Source organism: Streptomyces sp. NBC_00490 (assembly GCF_036013645.1).
Lineage (GTDB): Bacteria > Actinomycetota > Actinomycetes > Streptomycetales > Streptomycetaceae > Streptomyces > Streptomyces canus_F.
In genome coordinates, this window is record NZ_CP107869.1 from 4,081,794 (window position 1) to 4,099,702 (window position 17,909).

Consider the following 17,909-nt stretch of genomic DNA (forward strand, 5'->3'; position numbering starts at 1 on the left):
CGGTCACCTCTCCTTCTGCAGTACGGACAGCGCGGCGATGAGTTCGGCCTGGGGCTCGGGGTGTACGTCGAGGGCGTCGAGCGGCGCGAGCCGGCGCTCGCGTTCCGTCTGGACCACCCGGTCCACGTGCTCGGTGAGCAGCCGTCCGCCCCGGTCGCGGAGCCTGAGCGCGCCGTGCGCCCCGATCCGCTCGGCGAGCCCCTCGCCCGCGGAGCGCGCCCGGCGGCCTCCCAGCAGCGCGGTGGCGACGAGCGCGGCGATCACCTCGGGGTCGGGCGCGATGCTGCGGTCGAGGTCGCGCACCTCCTCCTCGGCGAACTCCTCGAGCTCGCGCCGCCACCGTCGTACGGCCATCCCGATCCGGTGTTCGGCGCTCTCCGGCGCCGGGTCCCGGCCGGCCAGCTCAGGGGCGCCCGCCGCCGGTTCGCGTCGCCAGGCCTCGTCGACGCGCTCGTCGGCGGCGCCGACGGCACACAGCAGGAGCGCGGCGAGGCTCTCCGTGAGCGCGTCGAGAAGCTCCGCCGCGGAGCAGTCGAGCGGGAACGCGCGCCACCGCTTGAGCGCGTCCCCGGCGAGTACGGCGCCCGCCTGCAGCCGTCCCCGCACGCGCGTGTGCTCGCTGTCGTACGCCCCGTCGACGGCGGCGGTGAGCCGCAGCGCGGCCGCGTACTGGGCGGCGGCGGCGCTGGCCAGCTCGGGCATCCGGGCCTTGAGCGAGTCGAGGACGCCGTGGGCGGTGCGGCCCAGGGTGTGCTGCCGGGCGGCCGGGTCCTGGGCCTGGTGGACGAGCCAGGCCCTGAGCGGTGCGACGGCGGTGGCCGGCAGCAGTCCGCCGCCCCATGCCGACTCGGGGAGCTCGGGCACGGTGAAGCGCGGTACCTCGCCGAGTCCGGCCTTGGTGAGCAGCGCCCCGTACTGGCGGGAGACCTCGGAGACGACCTGGTGCGGCACCCGGTCGAGGACGGTCACGAGGGCGGCGTTGTACTCCTTGGCGGTACGCAGGAGATGCCAGGGGACGGCGTCGGCGTACCGGGCCGCCGTGGTGACCATGACCCAGATGTCGGCCGCGCAGATGAGTTCTGCGGCCAGGGTGCGGTTGTCGGCGACGAGGGAGTCGACGTCGGGTGCGTCGAGGAGGGCGAGGCCGGGCGGGAGGCTGTCGGCGGTCTCGATGCGCAGCACGCGCGCGGGATCCTCGCCGGGCAGCAGGAGTTCGTCGCTCCTGTCCCGGTGCGGCACCCACACGCGCGTGAGGTCGGGCAGCACGCGCATTCCGCTGAACCAGTGATGGTCCTCCGGATGGCACACCAGCACGGGTGTCCGCGTGGTCGGCCGCAGTACGCCCGCCTCGCTGACCCGTCTGCCCACAAGGGAGTTGACGAGGGTCGACTTGCCGGCGCCCGTCGAGCCCCCCACGACGGCCAGCAAGGGCGCTTCGGGTTCCCTCAACCGGGGCACCAGATAGTCGTCGAGCTGGGCGAGCAGTTCGTCGCGGTTGGCACGCGCGCGTGGAGCCCCCGCAAGGGGCAGCGGGAAGCGTGCGGCGGCGACACGGTCGCGCAGGGCGGAGAGTGCGTCGAGCAGCTGAGGCCGTACGTCCAAGGTCACCACATGTGAAGAATGCCCAATTTTAGGTGATTTCTGAAGCATATGACCATGTCTGCGCGCCGATAGAACACAAGGGGACGGAAGGGACGACTGGGACAACGGCACAGTCCAGGCATAACGAGTGCACAACACCCGGGGCGCGAGACGCCAAAAGCGATGCACGATTCGTACCTGCCTGCGATTATCAGGACCGCTTCACCGAACCTCCACATTGAGCCACGGAGGCGAAGCAGCAGGGACATGGATCCGGGAGCCCTATCCTTGTCCCCGGCAACGTCACGGATCAGCCCACACCCGGGCACCAGGTACGAGGCCACCACACCGGCCCCCGTAGCTCAGTGGATAGAGCAGGCGCCTTCTAAGCGCTTGGCCGCAGGTTCGAGTCCTGCCGGGGGCGCCCTTTTCCCAGCTCTCCTCCGGGAGGGCTTTTTTGCTGCCCGGAGCCCGGAAGTTGCCCGAAAATCACCGCGCCCGGGCCCCCGGGCCGCGGAACCCGCGGCCCGCTCGGGTCGAATCCCCGTGCCGCGTGCGGCGTACAGTCGATCTTCTGAGCCATGAGGGACGGAGAGGGGACCGACGTGCGGCTGCGTTGCGCTGTGCTCGACGACTTCCAGCGGGTGGCGACCGGGATCGCCGACTGGTCACCGGTCGCGGACGACATCGAGGTCGTCGGCTTCGACACCCACATCGCGGACGAGGACGCGCTCGCGGAGGCGCTCGCCGGGTTCGACATCGTGGTCACGCTGCGCGAACGGGTGCCCTTCCCCGGGTCCCTGATCACCCGTCTGCCCCGGCTGAAGCTGCTCGTCGCCTCCGGGATGCGCAACAGCGTCATCGACTACGCCGCCGCCGAGGCGCACGGCGTCACCGTGTGCGGTACGGCCAGCTCCTCCACCCCGCCCGTCGAACTCACCTGGGCGCTGCTGCTCGGCCTGGCCCGCGGGATCGTCGAGGAGAGCAACGCCCTGCGCGCGGGCGGCCCCTGGCAGTCCACGGTCGGCGCCGACCTGCACGGCCGCCGGCTCGGCCTCCTCGGACTCGGCAAGATCGGCAGCCGGGTGGCCCGGGTCGGCCTCGCGTTCGGCATGCACGTCAGCGCGTGGAGCCAGAACCTCACCAAGGAGTACGCCGACGAGGTGGGCGTCGAACTCGCTCCCTCCAAGGAGGACCTCCTGCGCGACGGCGACTTCGTCTCCGTCCACCTGGCCCTGAGCGACCGCACCCGCGGACTGCTCGGCCCCGCCGAACTCGCCCTCCTCAAGCCGACGGCGTACCTCGTCAACACCTCCCGCGCGGCGATCGTCGACCAGGACGCCCTCCTCGCCGCGCTCCACGCGGGCCGTGTCGCCGGAGCCGGCGTCGACGTCTTCGACCTCGAGCCGCTGCCCGCCGACCACCCGATGCGCACGGCCCCGCGGCTGCTCGCCACACCCCATCTGGGCTATGTGTCGCAAGCCAACTACCGGACGTACTACGGCCAGGCCGTCGAGAACATCCAGGCGTACCTCGCGGGTTCACCCGTACGGCTGCTGCCCTGAGGGCTCAGGCCGCCCGCCGGTAGATCCCCTCGCTCCGGTCCAGGTGGTGCAGGTCCACCAGATGGCGCCGGAGCGTCACATGGTCGACGTCGCCGTCCTCGCACCAGCCCTGGAGCTTCTCGTTGACGGCCCGTTCGGGGTACTCGACACCCGGCTCGAAGGTCTGTTCGGCGATGTACCGCAGCACCAGCTTCTTACGGGTCCACTGCGCGGGCAGCCGGACCAGCCGCCCGTCGCGGACGAAGGTCTGCAGGGTGCGCTCGTCCCGGGAGCCGGGGTTCTCGGGTGCCGTCTCCGTGCGCTCCGCACGCGCCGCCTCCTGGAAGACCTCGTAGGCGACGCGCAGTTCAGCGCGGTCCCCGGCCGTCACCACGCCCTGCTCCCGCAGCTTCAGCAGCGCCAGGGCCGCGTCCTTGGCGGACAGTCCGGCCGCCCGCGCGACCTCCTGCGAGGTCTCCGCTCCCAGGGCCACCGCCGCGAAGACGCGTACCCGGGTCTCGTCGGTGAACAGACGCATGAGTCGGTCGGTAGCCATGCCGGGAGGCTAGTGGAGGACCCTCGCGGGGGCTAAGGATTTTCCCGGCCCCCCGATGCCGGGCGGCGCGCCCGCTCTTCAAAAAGGGTGATCCCCACATGATCGCCGTTACCAGCCGTCAGCGGCGGCGTTGAACGGGAAGTGCGGCGGCGAGTCCAGCTGCCGCGCTCATCGATTCACTAAGGAGAACGTGATGTCTCGCATCGCGAAGGCTGCCGGTGTCGCCCTCGGCGCCGGGGCCGTGGCGCTCGGCAGCGCCGGTATGGCCATGGCGGACGCGGGCGCCCAGGGTGAGGCCGTCCACTCGCCCGGCGTCGGGTCCGGCAATGTCGTCCAGGTTCCGGTCCACATCCCGGTCAACGTGTGCGGCAACACCGTCAACGTCATCGCCCTGCTGAACCCGGCCTTCGGCAACACGTGCGCCAACGTCAGCGACGGCCACGACGACCGTGGTGGCTACGGCGGCTGACGCCTCGTCAACCCGGAAGGGCCCCGGCACTCCGAGCGCCGGGGCCCTTCCGCGTGTCCACCTCGTCGGCCGCGCCGCGTCAGGCGTACCGATAGATCGCGCTGACGTCCTCCAGCGAATCCGGCGTCACGTCCCACGGCGGCATCTTCTCGTGCCGCGCGACGATCCGCCGGTACTGGGCGCTCCCGGCGGCCGGCGGCTTCGCCGGCAGGTAGCGGGCGCCCCGGTGCCGCAGCTGCCAGCGGTACCACTGCAGGTCGACGAAGGCATGGTGCATCCAGAAGACCGGGTCGTTGACGGACGCGCCGCCGACCATGGCGCCCCCGACCCAGCGGTGCACCCGGTTGTGGTTGCGCCAGGCGGTCTGGCCGCGCCCGCTCCCCCAGCCCTCCAGCCGGTTGCGGAACCCCTTCGTGGTCGTCGAGTCCCAGGGCGAGACGTCGTAGACCGGGTCGTCCAGGGCCGACTCCAGATCGCTCTTGGTGGGCAGCGCGATCGGGTCGCGGACGCGTCCGAGGTCCCGGGTGAGGTACTCCTCGTCGGTCACGCCCTCCCTGATGGTCCAGTTGCCACCCGCGTAGGCGAACGGCCCGGTCATCACCTGCCGGTCCGACGACCGCCCGGTGCCGCCCAGCAGGTCCTTGGTCCAGGGCGCCGCCCCCGCCCGGCGGTCCTTGGTCCAGTCCCAGTACGGCACGGTCACCGACGGGTCCACCCGGCGCAGTGCCCGCTCCAGGTCCAGCAGGAAGCGCCGGTGCCAGGGCAGGAAGGACGGCGTCATGTGGGCCGTGCGCAGTCCGCCCTCGCCGTCGCTGACATAGAAGTCGATGTGCATCCGTACGAACTCGTCGTACTCGCCCCGCCGTTTGACTTCCAGCATCGCCTTCACGAACCGCCGCTTCTCGGCGCTGGTGAGCGTGCTCGCGTCCTTACGGATGTACGCCATGGTGGCCCCCCATGTGTGTCTCGCTCTCGCGCAGTCGCTGCCCCGGCCCCAGCTCGTCGACGGCGGCACGGGTCGCGTCGAGGGGGGTGGCGTACGACCGGTAGTGGTCGACCATGCTCAGCCAGGTGCCGTCGGCCCGGCGCATCAGATGCAGGGACCGGCCGTCGACGGTGACATGCCACTGGGCGGCGCCGGGGGTACGGCCCCCGGAGGTCCTGATGCCGCGGATACGGCGGCCTCGATACGTCTCCTCGAAGCCGAGCTCGCCGGGGTCGTCCCCCTTCTGTGGCGGCCGGGAGGCCGCGACGACCGGGGCGAGCGCGAGGGCGCCGACCGCGGCGAACAGGCCTCGCAGCACGTCCCGCCGCCCGCCCCGGGCCGAGCCCGGTCTGGCCTGGCTCTTCGCCCCGGGTTCCGCTCCTACCGCCACTCCGTCGACGCTGACGCTGACGACCATCGTGTGCTCCTCGTCCGGTTCGGTTGATCCGTACCGGTAACCGCGAAGGAGCCCGCTCGGTCACCGTCCGATGGTCCGAGCGGGCTCCTGGGAGCGAGCGGCCCTACAGTCCGGGGCCCATCACCAGGTTCGCGGCCGGCACGGTCTGCAGGACCGGCGTGAGGACGCCCACCTGCGGCAGCTTCGGCTCCGGCAGGCCGAAGTTGTCGGCGTTCGGCGCGGTCAGCGGGGCGTCCAGGGCCAGGCCCGGGGCCAGCGTGCGCAGGTCGGAGGCCTGGGTGCCGACGCCGACGTGGTCGAAGTCGTCGCCGAGGAGGTGCGGCAGGGGCGCGCGCAGACCCACGCCGGGCAGTCCGCCGCTGACCGGCAGCTGCGGGATCACCCGCTCGGGAAGGAGCCGCCCCTCGACGTACTGCGGGCCCTCGGGCGCGCCCGGCATCGGCAGCGGGATCTCGCCGCCGACCTTGGGCAGCTCCACGTTGAGGGACTTCTCGATCCCGTCCAGCGGCACCGGCACGGGGACCGTGTCCACCGCCGCGGCGGGGGTGGCGGCGGCACCCATCGCGGCCGCGACGCCCGTGAGGACGGCGGCAATGGTTCCTCGGGTGGTCGACTTCATCTCAGCTACGGTCCCTTTCCGGATTCTGTGGCTCAACGTCCTTACCGCGTAACGATCCTGGAACAGGCACCAGCGCAAGATTCGCCCGACTGCCGCAGTAGTACGACCGCTGAATTGTCAGCTCGTCCAGAAGTCCCACCAACGGGTCAGGATCAGCATTCCGACGATCCCGAGGTGCAACACCGCGACGACCCAGGTGAATTCGCCGAAGAAGGACCTCAACCAGCCGGGCGCGGGCAGGAATCGGTTCCGTACGGCGAACGACGTCACGTACCAGAACAGGAGAATCGTCGCGGCCCACGCCAGACAGCACCACAGGCACAGCGCGTTGATCCGGTAGAGCGACTCGAACTGCAGCCATGACACGAATCCGACGCCGAACAGGCACCCCGCGTCGAAGGTGAGCCAGTACCAGCCGGGGAAGCGCGCGCCGGCCAGCAGGCTCATGCCGGCACCGATGACGACGCCGTAGGCGACCAGGCCCAGCATCGGGTTGGGGAACCCGAAGGCCGAGGCCTGGTCACTCTGCATGACACTGCCGCAGGACACCACGGGGTTCAGGCTGCAGCCCGGGGTGAAGTCCGGGTCCTCGAGCAGCTTGAACTTGTCGAGGGTGATGACCCAGGAGGCCAGCAGTCCCGCGGCCCCCGTGATCACCAGCAGTACGGCGAACGCGCGACTGCCGCCCGCGGTCCGCGTCATCAGCCGCGCAGGCTGCGGGCCGGGAGGACGATGTGCGCGGCCGCGTTCAGGGTGTCGTCGGCGCCCACGAAGTCGGCCAGCGCCTCGGGCTGGATGGGCTGTCCGGGCTTGGCCTCGGGCCACGGGCGGGTGGTGAACACGAAGTAGGCGAAGCCGCGCTCGGCCACCGCCTCCAGCCACTCCGCCGGCGGGGTGCACTGGGCGTTGAAGCCGGGCATGTTGACGACGGCCGTACCGGACTCGACGAGCAGGCTGACCGGCAGGTTCGACCGGGCGTTGCCGTCGACGAGGTCGCCGCCGACGGGCAGGCCGTTGTTCTCCAGAAGTGCTTCGACGGCGGCCGTGGAGGCCTCCGGTCCACCCGCGGCGTCCCCGAGGGTGTAGGCGAGGAGGTAGGGCATGTGGCCGTCGGGGGCATCGCCGCTCCAGGCCATGACGACGAGCGTGCCCAGGTCGGCGGCGTTGAAGGGGCGGATTTCGCTTTGGGTTGAGGTCACCGCGCGACCATATCGACGGGCCGGAACCCCGCCGGGCCCGTTCTCACCCGACCGGGCGATGCCCCCCACACGGTCCACACGAACGAGGGACGCGCCCTCGAACAGCGCGAAGGGCCGGTTCCGTACGCCACGGAATCGGCCCTTTCGGCAAGAGTGATGCGTCAGCCACCCAGCGGAAGTCCGCCGAGCAGACCGCTGTTGTTCAGCGTGGCGGTCGCGCCCTTCACGGTGTTGAGCACGGAGTCCTTGTTCTCGGTGTCGAGCGCGTTCGACTGGTGCTGCAGCGGCATCACGTCGGCGGGGGCCAGCTGACCACTGGTGAGCGAGTTCACGGCGCCGGTGAGGCTGGTGGGCGTGACGTCGGCGGGGCTGTAGGCGAACGCGGGCGCGGCAGCACCGGCGAGGGCCACGGTACCGGCAACAACAGCGGCAGCCTTCAGGGACTTCATCATGTTCCTTTCTTCGGCAACTCATGTCACCAGAGAGAATTCTGACGCCGTGCCTAACGATCCCCGACCGGCCCGGAAACCCCGTACGCAGAAAACTTCTGCAACCACCCGTTGGGATTCCCGGGGGCTATTAAAAAGCAATAGGAAAACAGAACAGCCGTTGTGCCGGTCGGGCGACCGGCACAACGGCTGGGGTGGCGACTGCTTCGCCTCAGGCGCCGCCCTGGTTCCAGGAGGGCACCGGCGGGGTCAGGAGGCGGGCAGCGGCAGCGGGACCGGCAGGGGCGGCGCCGGTACCGGCAGGTCCCCCGGGAGCGGCAGCGGGAGTCCGCCGCCCAGCAGCAGGGCGACGACGGCGTTGAGGAGGCTGCTCACCACCTTCGTTGCGGCCGGGGCCACCTTGGTGGGGTCGCCGGAGGTGGCCGCGGCGAGCAGGTCGCCGACCGCCGTCTGCAAGGTGGCGAGCGCGTCGCCGACCGCGTCGGCGGAGGGCGCCTTGGCGTCGTCGGCGCTCTTGTCCGCGGGCAGCGGGAGCGCCGGTACGGGCAGGGGCAGGGGCAGTGCGTCGGTCGGCGTGGTCGTGGCCGGTGGTGTCGCCGGCGTGGTGGTGGCCGGCACGTCGGTCGGCGGCGGTACCGGCGCGGGGGCCGCGGCGGTGGCCTTGGCGATGGCGGCCTTGACCGCGTCCAGGAGCTGCGTGGCCTGTTCGGGGGAGACCTGTCCGTCGTCGGCCTTGAGGACGGCGTTGAGCACGTCGGTGACCGGGGCGAGGACGCTTCCGAGGCTGCCCAGGGTCTGGACCTGCGCGAGGAGCCCGTCGACGCCGGGGAGAGGTGCCTTCGCCGCCTCCTCGATGCGCTCGCTCTGCGACTCGTTGTCGACGGCAACCGCGGCTGGTGCGGTGATCCCGATCAGGAGGGTGGCGGTGACGGCGGCTGACGCGAGACGTCGTGCGGACAGAGCACGCATGGAGGATCCCTTTCGCTACGGGGAGGATCTTGTGCCCACCGTGAAAGCGCTCACCGCGCTCTGCAACCGAACGGACCCGCTCCGTGATCGCCCAGCTCGGGCGTCCTCCCTGGTGAGACGGCCTGTCAAGCCCCGCTCACCGTGTCGCCGCCGCCACCCCCCATTCGGGGCAACGCAAACCGGCCGCCCTTCCGCGATGGAACCACGGGAGGGCGGCCGGCAAGGGTGATGCGCGCGGACGTCAGTCGTTGACGCAGGTGTTGCCGAAGGCGGGGTTCAGCAGACCGATGACGTTCACGGTGTTGCCGCAGACGTTGACCGGGATGTGGACCGGAACCTGGACGACGTTGCCCGACAGCACGCCCGGGGAGTGGGCGGCCACGCCGTTCGCGCCACTGTCGGCGGCGGCGATGCCGGCACCGCCGGCGACGGCCGCGACGGCGGCGGAGGTAAGGACCAGGCCCTTCGCGATACGCGACATGGAGAGGTGCTCCTTGGGGGTTGACACAAAACACCCGGGCGGGGATGCCCGGCGCTGTGTCAACGCACGGGGCGCGCGGGGGTTGCGCCGCCAATGGGGTGATGTCGCTGGGGCCCGACTTCACCAATCCGACACACTTGCCCGGTTTCGCCGGATTAATACGGATAGCAGCTAGAGTTGCGGACCTCTTGACGCACCCCTATGGCCAGCAAATCGCACTCATGACGCCCTGGCACCACGACCCGGGCGTGCCACCTCCCGACCCCGCACCTTTTCCCGGAAGGTCCACCCGGTCATGCGCCATTCCCTGCGCACGTTGCTGCGCCCGGCGGCGGTAGGAGTCCTCGCCCTCGCCACGATCTGGGCCCCCGGTGGCGCCCTCGCGGCCGCCCCGCCCTCTCCCGAGGCCGGGCGGCTGCCGTTCGCCGAGCGGTTCCGCGCCCTGCAGCACGGCGGGATGGTCCGCGCGGCCAACGCCTCCATCAGCTGCCGGGCGGGCACGGCCCAGCCCTCCTGCCCCGCCGTCCGGGACGGCGGGACGGCGGTCAACGGCGGCTTCGACATGTTCTACGTCGACGTCGACACCGACCCGAACACCTACAACTCCTCGCGCGCGGAGGTCCGGCTGCCCGAGGGCGCCCGGGCCACGTACGCGCGGCTGTACTGGGGCGGCAATCTCCGCGTCGGCGAGCAGAAGCCGCCCGAGGACAACGGCCGGGTGCTGATCGCCGAACCCGGCGGCCAGTACAAGGAGGTCCTCGCGGACACCCTGGTCGGCCACCGGGTGGCCCAGGGCGCGGACGCCTTCCAGGCCTCGGCGGACGTCACCGAACTGGTCCGTCAGAGCGGTTCGGGCCTCTACACCGTCGCCCAGGTCAATGTGGCGATGGGGAGGTCGGCGGCCGGTTCGTGGGGCGGCTGGACGCTGGTGGTGGCGTACGAGAAGGCGGCGGAGCCGCTGCGCCATCTGGCCCTGTGGGACGGCTTCGAGACGCTCGCGTCGGCCCAGGAGGTTCGGCTCCGGAAGCTGGGCTTCCCGAAGGGCGCCTCCGGACGGGCGGGACTGGTCGCCTACGACGGCGACCGCGGCCGTACGGGTGACTCGCTCACCCTTTCGACCGGCCCGACGGACCGCAGGGCGCCCGTGACACTGACCGACGCAGCCAACCCCCGTACAGATGTGCTGAATTCAACGATTTCCGAGCCCGGAACGACGCCGTCGCAGCGCGTCCCCTCGTATGCGAACACCCTCGGCTACGACTCCGATGTGTTCGATCTCGGCACGGCTCTGCGCCCCGGCGGTGACCAGCTGGCCTTCCGGCTCGTTTCCCAGCGGGACGCGGCGTGGACCGGCGCACTTTTCGTCGCCGTCGACGCGCAGTGAGGCGCGTTCCCGCCCGTCCCGAGTGCCATCCGTGAGCGAGGAAACCGCGCAATGCACCAGTCAGCAACCGACCCTCGGCCACGGGTCCTTCACCTCACACAACCCGTGGAGGGCGGGGTCGCCCGAGTCGTGACGGACCTGGTGCGAGCCCAGCTCGCGGCCGGGTTGCAGGTAGCGGTGGCCTGTCCGGACGGCGCCTTCGCCGACGGTCTGCGGGAACTGGGGGCGGACGTACGGCGATGGCGGGCGACCCGGTCGCCAGGGCCGTCGCTCGTCGGGGAGGTACGGCGTCTCGCTCAGGTGATCGAAGAGGTGCGGCCCGAACTGGTGCACGCACACAGTGCGAAGGCCGGTCTGGCCGGGCGGCTCGCGGTGCGGGGACGGGTGCCGACGGTGTTCCAGCCGCACGCCTGGTCGTTCGAGGCGGTCGGCGGGGTCACCGCGGCACTCGCACTGAAGTGGGAACGGTGGGGGGCGCGTTGGGCCTCCCGGGTGGTGTGCGTGAGCGGCGCGGAGCGCACGACCGGTGTACGCGCCGGGATCGCCGGGCGGTGGAGCGTCATCCCCAACGGCATCGACCCCGCCCGCTTCCACCCCGCCGCCGTGGGCACCGTACGCGCGTCACTGCTGCCGGACGTCGATCCGCAGGCCCCGCTCGTCGTGTGCGTGGGACGGCTGTGCCGGCAGAAGGGGCAGGACGTCCTGCTCGACGCGTGGGAGGCGGTGCACCGGCGGGCGCCGCGGGCACGGCTCGTGTTCGTCGGCGACGGACCCGACCGCGCCCGGCTCGCCGCGCGCGCACCGCAGTCGGTGCTGTTCGCCGGGGCCGCCACCGACACCGCCCCCTGGTACCAGGCCGCCGACCTGGTCGTCCTGCCCTCGCGCTGGGAGGGCATGGCGCTCGCCCCGCTGGAGGCGATGGCGTGCGGGCGGCCGGTCGTGATGTCCGACGTGGACGGCGCCCGGGAGAGCCTGCCGCCGCATCTCGCGCCCCGCTGCCTCGTACCGCCGGGTGATCCGGCATCGCTCTCCGCCGCCGTCGCCGAGCTGCTCCTCGATCCGCTGCTGTGCGAGTCGCTCGGCCATCAGGGGCGCCACCACGTCCTGTCCACGCACGACGTGCGGCACACGACCGAGGCGGTGGCGGGTCTGTACCGCGAACTGCTCGGCGCCGTGGGACCCGTCGTGCCCACCGAGTACAGGGAGTCCATCCACTCGTGACCGCCGAAAGTACCGTCCCCTCGCCCGGCGGGCAGCCACGGGATCACGGATTCTCGCCCGTCTCGGTCATCCCGTCGCGCGGTGCCGCCGGCGGCTTCCGCTTCCCGCACCGCCGTCCGCAGCCCCGGCCCGCCTCGCCGGTGCCGCTGCTCGCCGCGGATCTGGCCGCCGCGCTGCTCGGCGCCCTCGCGCTCACCGGGACCGCACACCATCCGCTGCTCGCGGCCGTGCTGGTGTCCGCGTCGATGCTGCTGCGCCCGCACCTGCCCCGCGCGGTGCCGGGTGTCCTGGACGAACTGCCCGCCGTCTGCGGCCGGATCGCGGTGTCCTGGCTGGCGCTCGGCGCGCTGGTCGCCGCGTACGCCCCGCAGCACGCGCTGCCCGCCGACACGCTCGCCCTCGGTTTCCTGCTCCAGTCGGCGGCGGCCTGCGCGGTCCGCGGCGCCGTGCACTGGCGGCGCCGCACGGTGCTGCGGAACCGCCCGCGCGCCGCCCTCGTCATCGGCCCCGCGACGACCGCGCAGCGCGTGGCCGCGGGCATCCTGCGCCACCCGCGCTGCGGAGTACGCCCGGTGGGTGTCGTCACCGAGACACCGGACGGCAGCGAGGGCCTGCCCGTGCTGACGACCGGTCAGGAGGTCGAGCGGGCGCTCATCCAGAACGGCGTACGGGACGTCCTGGTCGTGCATCCGTCCGTACGGTCCCAACAGGGGCCGCTGCTGCGGGCGTTGGCCGAGTCGGGCTGCGTGGTGTGGGAGGTCGACGCGGACTCCCCGTCGTACGCCACCCGCGACCAGCTCGCCGGATTCGCCTGCCGGCGCCTGGACATGGGCGGACGGCGGCGCGGCAGCTTCGGCAAGCGGATGCTGGACGTGCTGGTGGCCGGGACCCTGTTGCTGCTGGTCAGCCCGCTGCTGCTGGTGTGCGCGGTGGTGCTGCGGCTGACCGACGGACGCGGTGTGGTGTTCCGTCAGGAACGCATCGGCAAGGACGGCCGCCCCTTCACGCTGCTGAAGTTCCGCACCCACCGCCCGGTCGACGAGCACGAGTCGGCGACCCGCTGGAGCGTGGCGGACGAACGCCAGATGTCGTGGTTCTGCCGCTTCCTGCGCAAGACGTCCCTGGACGAGCTGCTGCAACTGTGGAACGTCGTCTGGGGCGACATGAGCCTGGTGGGACCGAGGCCCGAACGCCCGTACTTCGTCGCGAACTTCAGCCAGACCTACCCCGGGTACGCGGCCCGCCACCGGATGCAGACCGGCATCACCGGCCTCGCCCAGATCCACGGTCTGCGCGGCGACACCTCCATCGAGGACCGGGCCCGCTTCGACAACGCGTACATCGACAACTGGTCGCTGTGGCAGGACATCTGCATCCTGGCCCGCACCGCCGCCGCTCTCGTGCGTCCGACGGGGAGTTGACCATGGACCACGTGCGCAGATGCGCGCCGGTGCTCCCGGTGGTGGCGGTGATCGCCCTGCTGGGACTGCCGATCGGGCCGGGCGGCGAGGGGGGCGCGGGGCCCGCCGACGCGGTCTCGGCGCTGGTGGTGCTCTACTGCGGGGTCCTCCTGGTACGGGACCGGCGGCGCCCCTTGTCGCGCACGGCGGCCGTGGTGCTGGGCCTGCCGGTGCTCGGGCTGGCGATCGCCGCCGCGGGAGCCTCCTCACCGGGTGCCGGGATCACCGGTATGGGCCGCTATCTGCAGATCTTCGTCCTCGTCCCGGCCGCGGTGCTGCTGCTGATCCGGGGCCGGGGCGACTTCCGTGTCCTGGCCTGGTCCTTCGTGGGGCTCGCCCTGTGGCAGGGGGCGATCGGGGTGCACCAGTTCCTGACCGGGACCGGTGCCTCGTACCAGGGCAAGGAGATCCGTGCCGTCGGCACCTTCGGGGCGCAGGACGTGATGGGCATGGCGACGGTCGTGTGCTTCGGGCTGGTGTGCGCGGTGGGGCTGGCGCTGGGCCGGACCCCCGTACGGCACCGGGCGGTCGCCGCCTGCTGCGCGCTGGCCCTGCTGGTGCCGCTCGCCCTGTCCTTCAGCCGCGGGGCGTGGATCGCCACGGCGGTCGCGTGCACGGTGCAGCTGATGCTGGCCGGGATGCGGCGGGCGCTGCGGGTGGCGGCCGTGATGATGGCCCTGGGCGTGATCCTGGTGGGCGGTTTCGGGGTTGGTTCGGCGATGCTCCAGGAGCGGATCAGCAGCATCACGCAGGTCACCGACGCGCCCGACCAGTCCGTCACCGACCGGTACACCATGTGGGCGGCGGCGGTCGGCATGTGGCGTGAACAGCCTTTGACCGGCGTGGGGTTGAAGGGCTTCCCCGAACACCGGGACGCGCACGCCTCACTGGCGCTGTCCGCCGGCAGCGACACCGAGGGCGCGGGCGCGGCCTTCCGCAAGCAGCCGCTGCTCTCCCCGCACAACATGTACCTCCTGGTCCTCTCCGAGCAGGGCCTCATCGGCCTCCTCGCCCTCGCGGGCGGCTGGCTGGCCCTGCTGGTGTGCGGGCTGCGGGGGCTGGCACGGGTACGCCGGTCCGGTCCGGGGCTCGACTGCGCCCTGGTCGCCTGCGGCCTCCTGGTCTGGCAGCTCACCGACTTCGCGTACGCCGACATCGGCGGACCCTCGACGGTCCTGACAGCGGTGTGCTTCGGCCTCGTGGCCTGGTGGGCCCTGCTCGGCAACGCCCCCGAGCAGCCCGCGCCGACCCCGGCCCCGGCCCCCGACCGCGCCGAGGAGGCGGCAACCCGATGACGGTGACGCCGCCCCGGACTCCCGGGGACGCGGCAGGCCCGCCGCGCGGAAGAAACGCGGGGCCCATCGCCGCATCCGCGGTTTCGCCGAGCGCCCCGGGCGGCCATGACGCGAAGCCCGCCGAGACATCCGGACGGCCCTTGGCCTCCCAGAGCCGGCGGACTTCCGGGGTTTCATCGAGCACGCCGAACGGACGGGGCGCACGGCCTGATGAGGCTACGGGGCAGGCCATGGCTGTCCGCAACACCCGGGCTTCCGCGGACCCGACGGACTCCCCGGGCGGCCAGGACGCAGGGACCGGCGAGCCTTCAGGGCGGACCATGATCGCTCGGGGCACCCGGGCCTCCGCGGACCCGACGGACTCCCCGGGCGGCCAGGACGCACGGGCCGGCGAGCCTTCAGGGCAGGCCATGGCCGTCCGGAACACCCGGGCTTCCGCGGACCCGACGGACTCCCCGGGCGGCCAGGACGCAGGGACCGGCGAGCCTTCAGGGCGGACCATGATCGTTCGGGGCACCCGGGCCTTCGCGGTTCCGCCGAGCACCCCGGGCGAGCGGAACGCGGAGCCCGCCGAGGCATCCGCACGGGCCTTGGCCTCGCAGAGTCAGCGGGCTTCCGGGGTTTCCCCGGGCATGCCGAAGGGACCGGGCGTGGAGTCGGCCGAGGCTTCCGGGGGGCCGTTGGAGTCCACTGTTTCCGGGAGGGGCGAGTGGCTCGTAGCGCCCGGAGGCTCCGGGGAGTTCCTCAGTGGTGGGGATTCCGGGGCCCGCGAGGCTCCGGCCGGCCCCCGCGTCTCCAGCGCCTCCCCGGCTCACCCGCAATCCCGTACACCGGCCGCTCCCCCGGCCCCGGACGCTTCCGCGCCCTCCCGGCACCCGCGCGCCGTCCGCGCCCCCCGCCCGTCCCGGGCTCCCCGCCCCTCCCGTACCGCGGGACGCGTCCCCGCTCTCCCATCGGCCCGCCCCGCGGGTCCCCCCACCACTCCCCCCGGGGACAATCCCGACCTCGCCCCCGTCTCCCGCGGCTTCCTGGCCAAGGCCACCCTCGTCACCGCGGTCCTCTCCGTCGCCGGGGCGATCCTCGGGCTCGCGCGGGACCAGGCGCTGGCGCGGCTCTTCGGGGCCGGGATCGAGACGGACGCCTTCCTGGTGGCGTGGACGATCCCGGAGTTCGCGTCGACGCTGCTCATCGAGGACGGGCTGGCGTTCGCGCTGGTCCCGGCGTTCAGCCTGGCGCTGGCGCGGCGGGCGCAGGGCGCTCCCGGGGATCCGGTGCGCTCCCTGGTCGTCGCCACGCTGCCCCGCCTCTCCCTGGCCTTCGTCGCCGTGTCCGCGCTGATCGCCGCCACCGCCCCCTACCTCGTCGAAGCGCTGGCCCCGGGCCTGCCCGACCCCGCTCTCGCCGTCGACTGCACCCGGCTCGCCGCGGTCTGCGTGCTGGGCTTCGGGCTCGCCGGGTACTGCAGCGCCGCACTCCGCGCCCACCGCAGGTTCCTCGCACCGGCCGCGATCTACGTGGCGTACAACACCGGCATCATCACGACGATGTTCGTCCTGGGCGGGCAGTGGGGCGTGCGGTCGGCGGCGATCGGGGTCGCGGTCGGCGGCGGGCTGATGGTCCTCGTGCAGCTGCCTTCCTTCGTACGGCAGTTGTGCCGCAAGCAGGTCGCTCAGCCGGAGTCGGGCGCGAGCGGCGACCGTGCCGTCACCGCCGCCCTCGTCGCCACCGTCCTCCTCTTCGCCCTGTGCAGGCAGTCCCAGACCCTCATCGAGCGCTACCTCGCCTCCACCCTCGACGCCGGCGCCATCTCGCACCTGAACTACGCGCAGAAGGTCGCCCAGATCCCGATGACCCTGTCGATGATGCTGTGCACGGTCACCTTCCCGGTGGTCGCGCGAGCCCTCGCCGACGGCGACATCGAGCGGGCCCGCAGCCGCGTGGAACGGGACCTGGCGCTGGCCACCTGCATGGTGCTGCTCGGCGCCGCCACGGTGATCTCCTGCGCCCCGCAGATCATCGAACTCCTCTTCCAGCGAGGCGCGTTCACCGCCCGGGACACCGCGGCCACCGCGGACGTCATGCGCGTGTACGCCCTCGGTCTGCTCGGCCAGACCCTGACCGGCGTGCTCGTCCGGTCGTACTTCTCCGCCGCCCGCCCCAGCTGGTACCCGGTCGCCGCGATGACCGCAGGCATCGTCGCCACCTCCTGGATCGGCGCCTGGACGGTGGGCCCCTGGGGCGTCTGCGGCATCGCCGCCGCCAACGCCGTCGGCATCACCGTGACCGCCGTACTGCTGCTGGCCGGTATGGGCCCCAGAAGCGTCCCGATCCGCAAGCGGGGCGCGCTGCGCGAGCTGAGCAGGCCCGTCCGTGCCGCGGTGGTCGCGACGATCGCCGGGACCTTCGTCGCCGGGCAGGTGCCGTCCGCCGTGCCGGGGCTCGCCGCGGGCGGGGCGACCGTCGCCGCCGTCTTCGTCCTGCTCGCCTGGGCGCTGGACGCCCAGGGCGTCGTACCCGCACTGAGATCCCTACGCTCCGTCACACGAAGGCTGACGCATGGCCGCTGCCGTTGAATCCGCCCCCGTCCCGTGGATCGCGATGTACCACTCGGTCGGCGACTGCTCCGAGGACCCGTACCGCATCACGGTCACACCCGACCGACTCGACCGCCAGCTGACCTGGCTCCGCCGCCGCGGTCTGCGGGGCGTGTCCATGGCCGCGCTGCTGGCCGACCCCAGCCGCAAGGACCTCGTCGGCCTCACCTTCGACGACGGGTACGCCGACTTCCTCGACCACGCCCTGCCCGTGCTGCGCGCGCACGACTTCGGGGCCACCCTATTCGTCCTGCCCGGCCGGCTCGGCGGCGACAACGCCTGGGACCCGCTCGGCCCGCGCAAACCGCTGCTCGACGCCGACGGACTGCGCCGGGCCTGCGAGGCGGGCGTGGAGATCGGCTCGCACGGTCTCACCCACATCGACCTGACCGAGGCCGACGACCTGCGGCTCAAGGCCGAGGTCGTCGAGAGCCGGGCCGCGCTGGAGGAGCTGACCGGTGCGCCCGTGAAGGGCTTCTGCTACCCGTACGGAACACTCGACCAGCGCGCCGTCGACGCGGTACGGGAAGCCGGATACGCGTACGCCTGCGCCATCGACCCCGGCCACCTCACCGGCCCGTACGCCCTGCCCCGGCTGCACATCGGCCAGAACGACACCGCCGTACGCCTCTTCCTCAAGCACCGGCTGCACCGGCTGCGCCGCCGTCCCGTCGAGGGGATCTGA

General features: G+C 72.5%; 18 protein-coding genes and 1 tRNA gene. 9 read left to right on the plus strand and 10 right to left on the minus strand.

The window, feature by feature from the left end:
* Nucleotides 1-3 precede the first annotated feature (3 nt).
* Entirely contained in the window at nucleotides 4-1,611 is a 1,608-nt protein-coding gene (locus tag OG381_RS18385; RefSeq protein ID WP_327717171.1) for a dynamin family protein, read from the minus strand.
* A 321-nt stretch (nucleotides 1,612-1,932) separates the two neighbouring features.
* Here OG381_RS18385 and OG381_RS18390 point away from each other — a divergent pair.
* Together OG381_RS18390 and OG381_RS18395 are read left to right on the plus strand one after the other, a co-directional pair.
* Nucleotides 1,933-2,005 (plus strand) — tRNA-Arg (locus tag OG381_RS18390).
* A gap of 181 nt (nucleotides 2,006-2,186) precedes the next feature.
* Nucleotides 2,187-3,146, plus strand: a complete 960-nt coding sequence (locus OG381_RS18395; protein WP_327722494.1) for a D-2-hydroxyacid dehydrogenase family protein — start codon at nucleotides 2,187-2,189, stop codon at nucleotides 3,144-3,146.
* A 4-nt stretch (nucleotides 3,147-3,150) separates the two neighbouring features.
* On the opposite strand, the gene OG381_RS18400 is transcribed toward OG381_RS18395, so the two are convergent.
* Nucleotides 3,151-3,681: a DUF2087 domain-containing protein gene (locus OG381_RS18400; protein WP_327717172.1), complete on the minus strand. Its 531-nt coding sequence runs from the start codon at nucleotides 3,679-3,681 to the stop codon at nucleotides 3,151-3,153.
* 193 nt (nucleotides 3,682-3,874) lie between these two features.
* Here OG381_RS18400 and OG381_RS18405 point away from each other — a divergent pair, with 193 nt between their 5' ends.
* Complete coding sequence (locus OG381_RS18405; RefSeq protein WP_327717173.1) at nucleotides 3,875-4,150, plus strand: chaplin; 276 nt, start codon at nucleotides 3,875-3,877, stop codon at nucleotides 4,148-4,150.
* A gap of 79 nt (nucleotides 4,151-4,229) precedes the next feature.
* On the opposite strand, the gene OG381_RS18410 is transcribed toward OG381_RS18405, so the two are convergent.
* The 8 genes from OG381_RS18410 to OG381_RS18445 all read right to left on the minus strand — a co-directional run bounded on the left by OG381_RS18410 (nucleotide 4,230) and on the right by OG381_RS18445 (nucleotide 9,270).
* A complete protein-coding gene (locus tag OG381_RS18410; protein WP_327717174.1) occupies nucleotides 4,230-5,096 on the minus strand; it encodes a tyrosinase family protein in 867 nt (288 codons plus the stop codon).
* On the minus strand, nucleotides 5,080-5,553 hold the full coding sequence (locus tag OG381_RS18415; protein ID WP_327717175.1) for a tyrosinase family oxidase copper chaperone: 474 nt from the start codon (nucleotides 5,551-5,553) through the stop codon (nucleotides 5,080-5,082). Before OG381_RS18415 ends, OG381_RS18410 begins: the two co-directional genes overlap by 17 nt.
* Before the next feature lie 103 nt (nucleotides 5,554-5,656).
* On the minus strand, nucleotides 5,657-6,172 hold the full coding sequence (locus OG381_RS18420) for a hypothetical protein (protein WP_327717176.1): 516 nt from the start codon (nucleotides 6,170-6,172) through the stop codon (nucleotides 5,657-5,659).
* Between the two features lie 117 nt (nucleotides 6,173-6,289).
* Nucleotides 6,290-6,874, minus strand: a complete 585-nt coding sequence (locus OG381_RS18425; protein ID WP_327717177.1) for a vitamin K epoxide reductase family protein — start codon at nucleotides 6,872-6,874, stop codon at nucleotides 6,290-6,292.
* The gene (locus OG381_RS18430) at nucleotides 6,874-7,371 is read right to left on the minus strand and encodes a DUF5949 family protein (RefSeq protein ID WP_327717178.1); all 498 of its coding nucleotides are present in this window, start codon (nucleotides 7,369-7,371) and stop codon (nucleotides 6,874-6,876) included. Before OG381_RS18430 ends, OG381_RS18425 begins: the two co-directional genes overlap by 1 nt.
* Before the next feature lie 161 nt (nucleotides 7,372-7,532).
* Nucleotides 7,533-7,820: a hypothetical protein gene (locus tag OG381_RS18435; RefSeq protein ID WP_327722495.1), complete on the minus strand. Its 288-nt coding sequence runs from the start codon at nucleotides 7,818-7,820 to the stop codon at nucleotides 7,533-7,535.
* 249 nt (nucleotides 7,821-8,069) lie between these two features.
* Nucleotides 8,070-8,789: a hypothetical protein gene (locus OG381_RS18440; protein WP_327717179.1), complete on the minus strand. Its 720-nt coding sequence runs from the start codon at nucleotides 8,787-8,789 to the stop codon at nucleotides 8,070-8,072.
* A gap of 241 nt (nucleotides 8,790-9,030) precedes the next feature.
* A complete protein-coding gene (locus OG381_RS18445; RefSeq protein ID WP_046263027.1) occupies nucleotides 9,031-9,270 on the minus strand; it encodes a chaplin in 240 nt (79 codons plus the stop codon).
* Nucleotides 9,271-9,565: 295 nt separating this feature from the next.
* On the opposite strand from OG381_RS18445, the gene OG381_RS18450 reads away from it, so the two are divergent.
* The 6 genes from OG381_RS18450 to OG381_RS18475 all read left to right on the plus strand — a co-directional run bounded on the left by OG381_RS18450 (nucleotide 9,566) and on the right by OG381_RS18475 (nucleotide 17,909).
* Nucleotides 9,566-10,654: a DUF3344 domain-containing protein gene (locus OG381_RS18450; protein ID WP_327717180.1), complete on the plus strand. Its 1,089-nt coding sequence runs from the start codon at nucleotides 9,566-9,568 to the stop codon at nucleotides 10,652-10,654.
* Between the two features lie 51 nt (nucleotides 10,655-10,705).
* Complete coding sequence (locus OG381_RS18455) at nucleotides 10,706-11,875, plus strand: glycosyltransferase (RefSeq protein WP_327717181.1); 1,170 nt, start codon at nucleotides 10,706-10,708, stop codon at nucleotides 11,873-11,875.
* Nucleotides 11,872-13,296, plus strand: a complete 1,425-nt coding sequence (locus tag OG381_RS18460; RefSeq protein ID WP_327717182.1) for a sugar transferase — start codon at nucleotides 11,872-11,874, stop codon at nucleotides 13,294-13,296. The genes OG381_RS18455 and OG381_RS18460 overlap by 4 nt, the downstream gene beginning before the upstream one ends.
* A 2-nt stretch (nucleotides 13,297-13,298) precedes the next feature.
* Nucleotides 13,299-14,630, plus strand: a complete 1,332-nt coding sequence (locus OG381_RS18465) for an O-antigen ligase family protein (RefSeq protein WP_327717183.1) — start codon at nucleotides 13,299-13,301, stop codon at nucleotides 14,628-14,630.
* Between the two features lie 632 nt (nucleotides 14,631-15,262).
* Entirely contained in the window at nucleotides 15,263-17,203 is a 1,941-nt protein-coding gene (murJ, locus tag OG381_RS18470) for a murein biosynthesis integral membrane protein MurJ (RefSeq protein WP_327717184.1), read from the plus strand.
* The gene (locus OG381_RS18475) at nucleotides 17,187-17,909 is read left to right on the plus strand and encodes a polysaccharide deacetylase family protein (RefSeq protein ID WP_327717185.1); all 723 of its coding nucleotides are present in this window, start codon (nucleotides 17,187-17,189) and stop codon (nucleotides 17,907-17,909) included. The genes murJ and OG381_RS18475 overlap by 17 nt, the downstream gene beginning before the upstream one ends.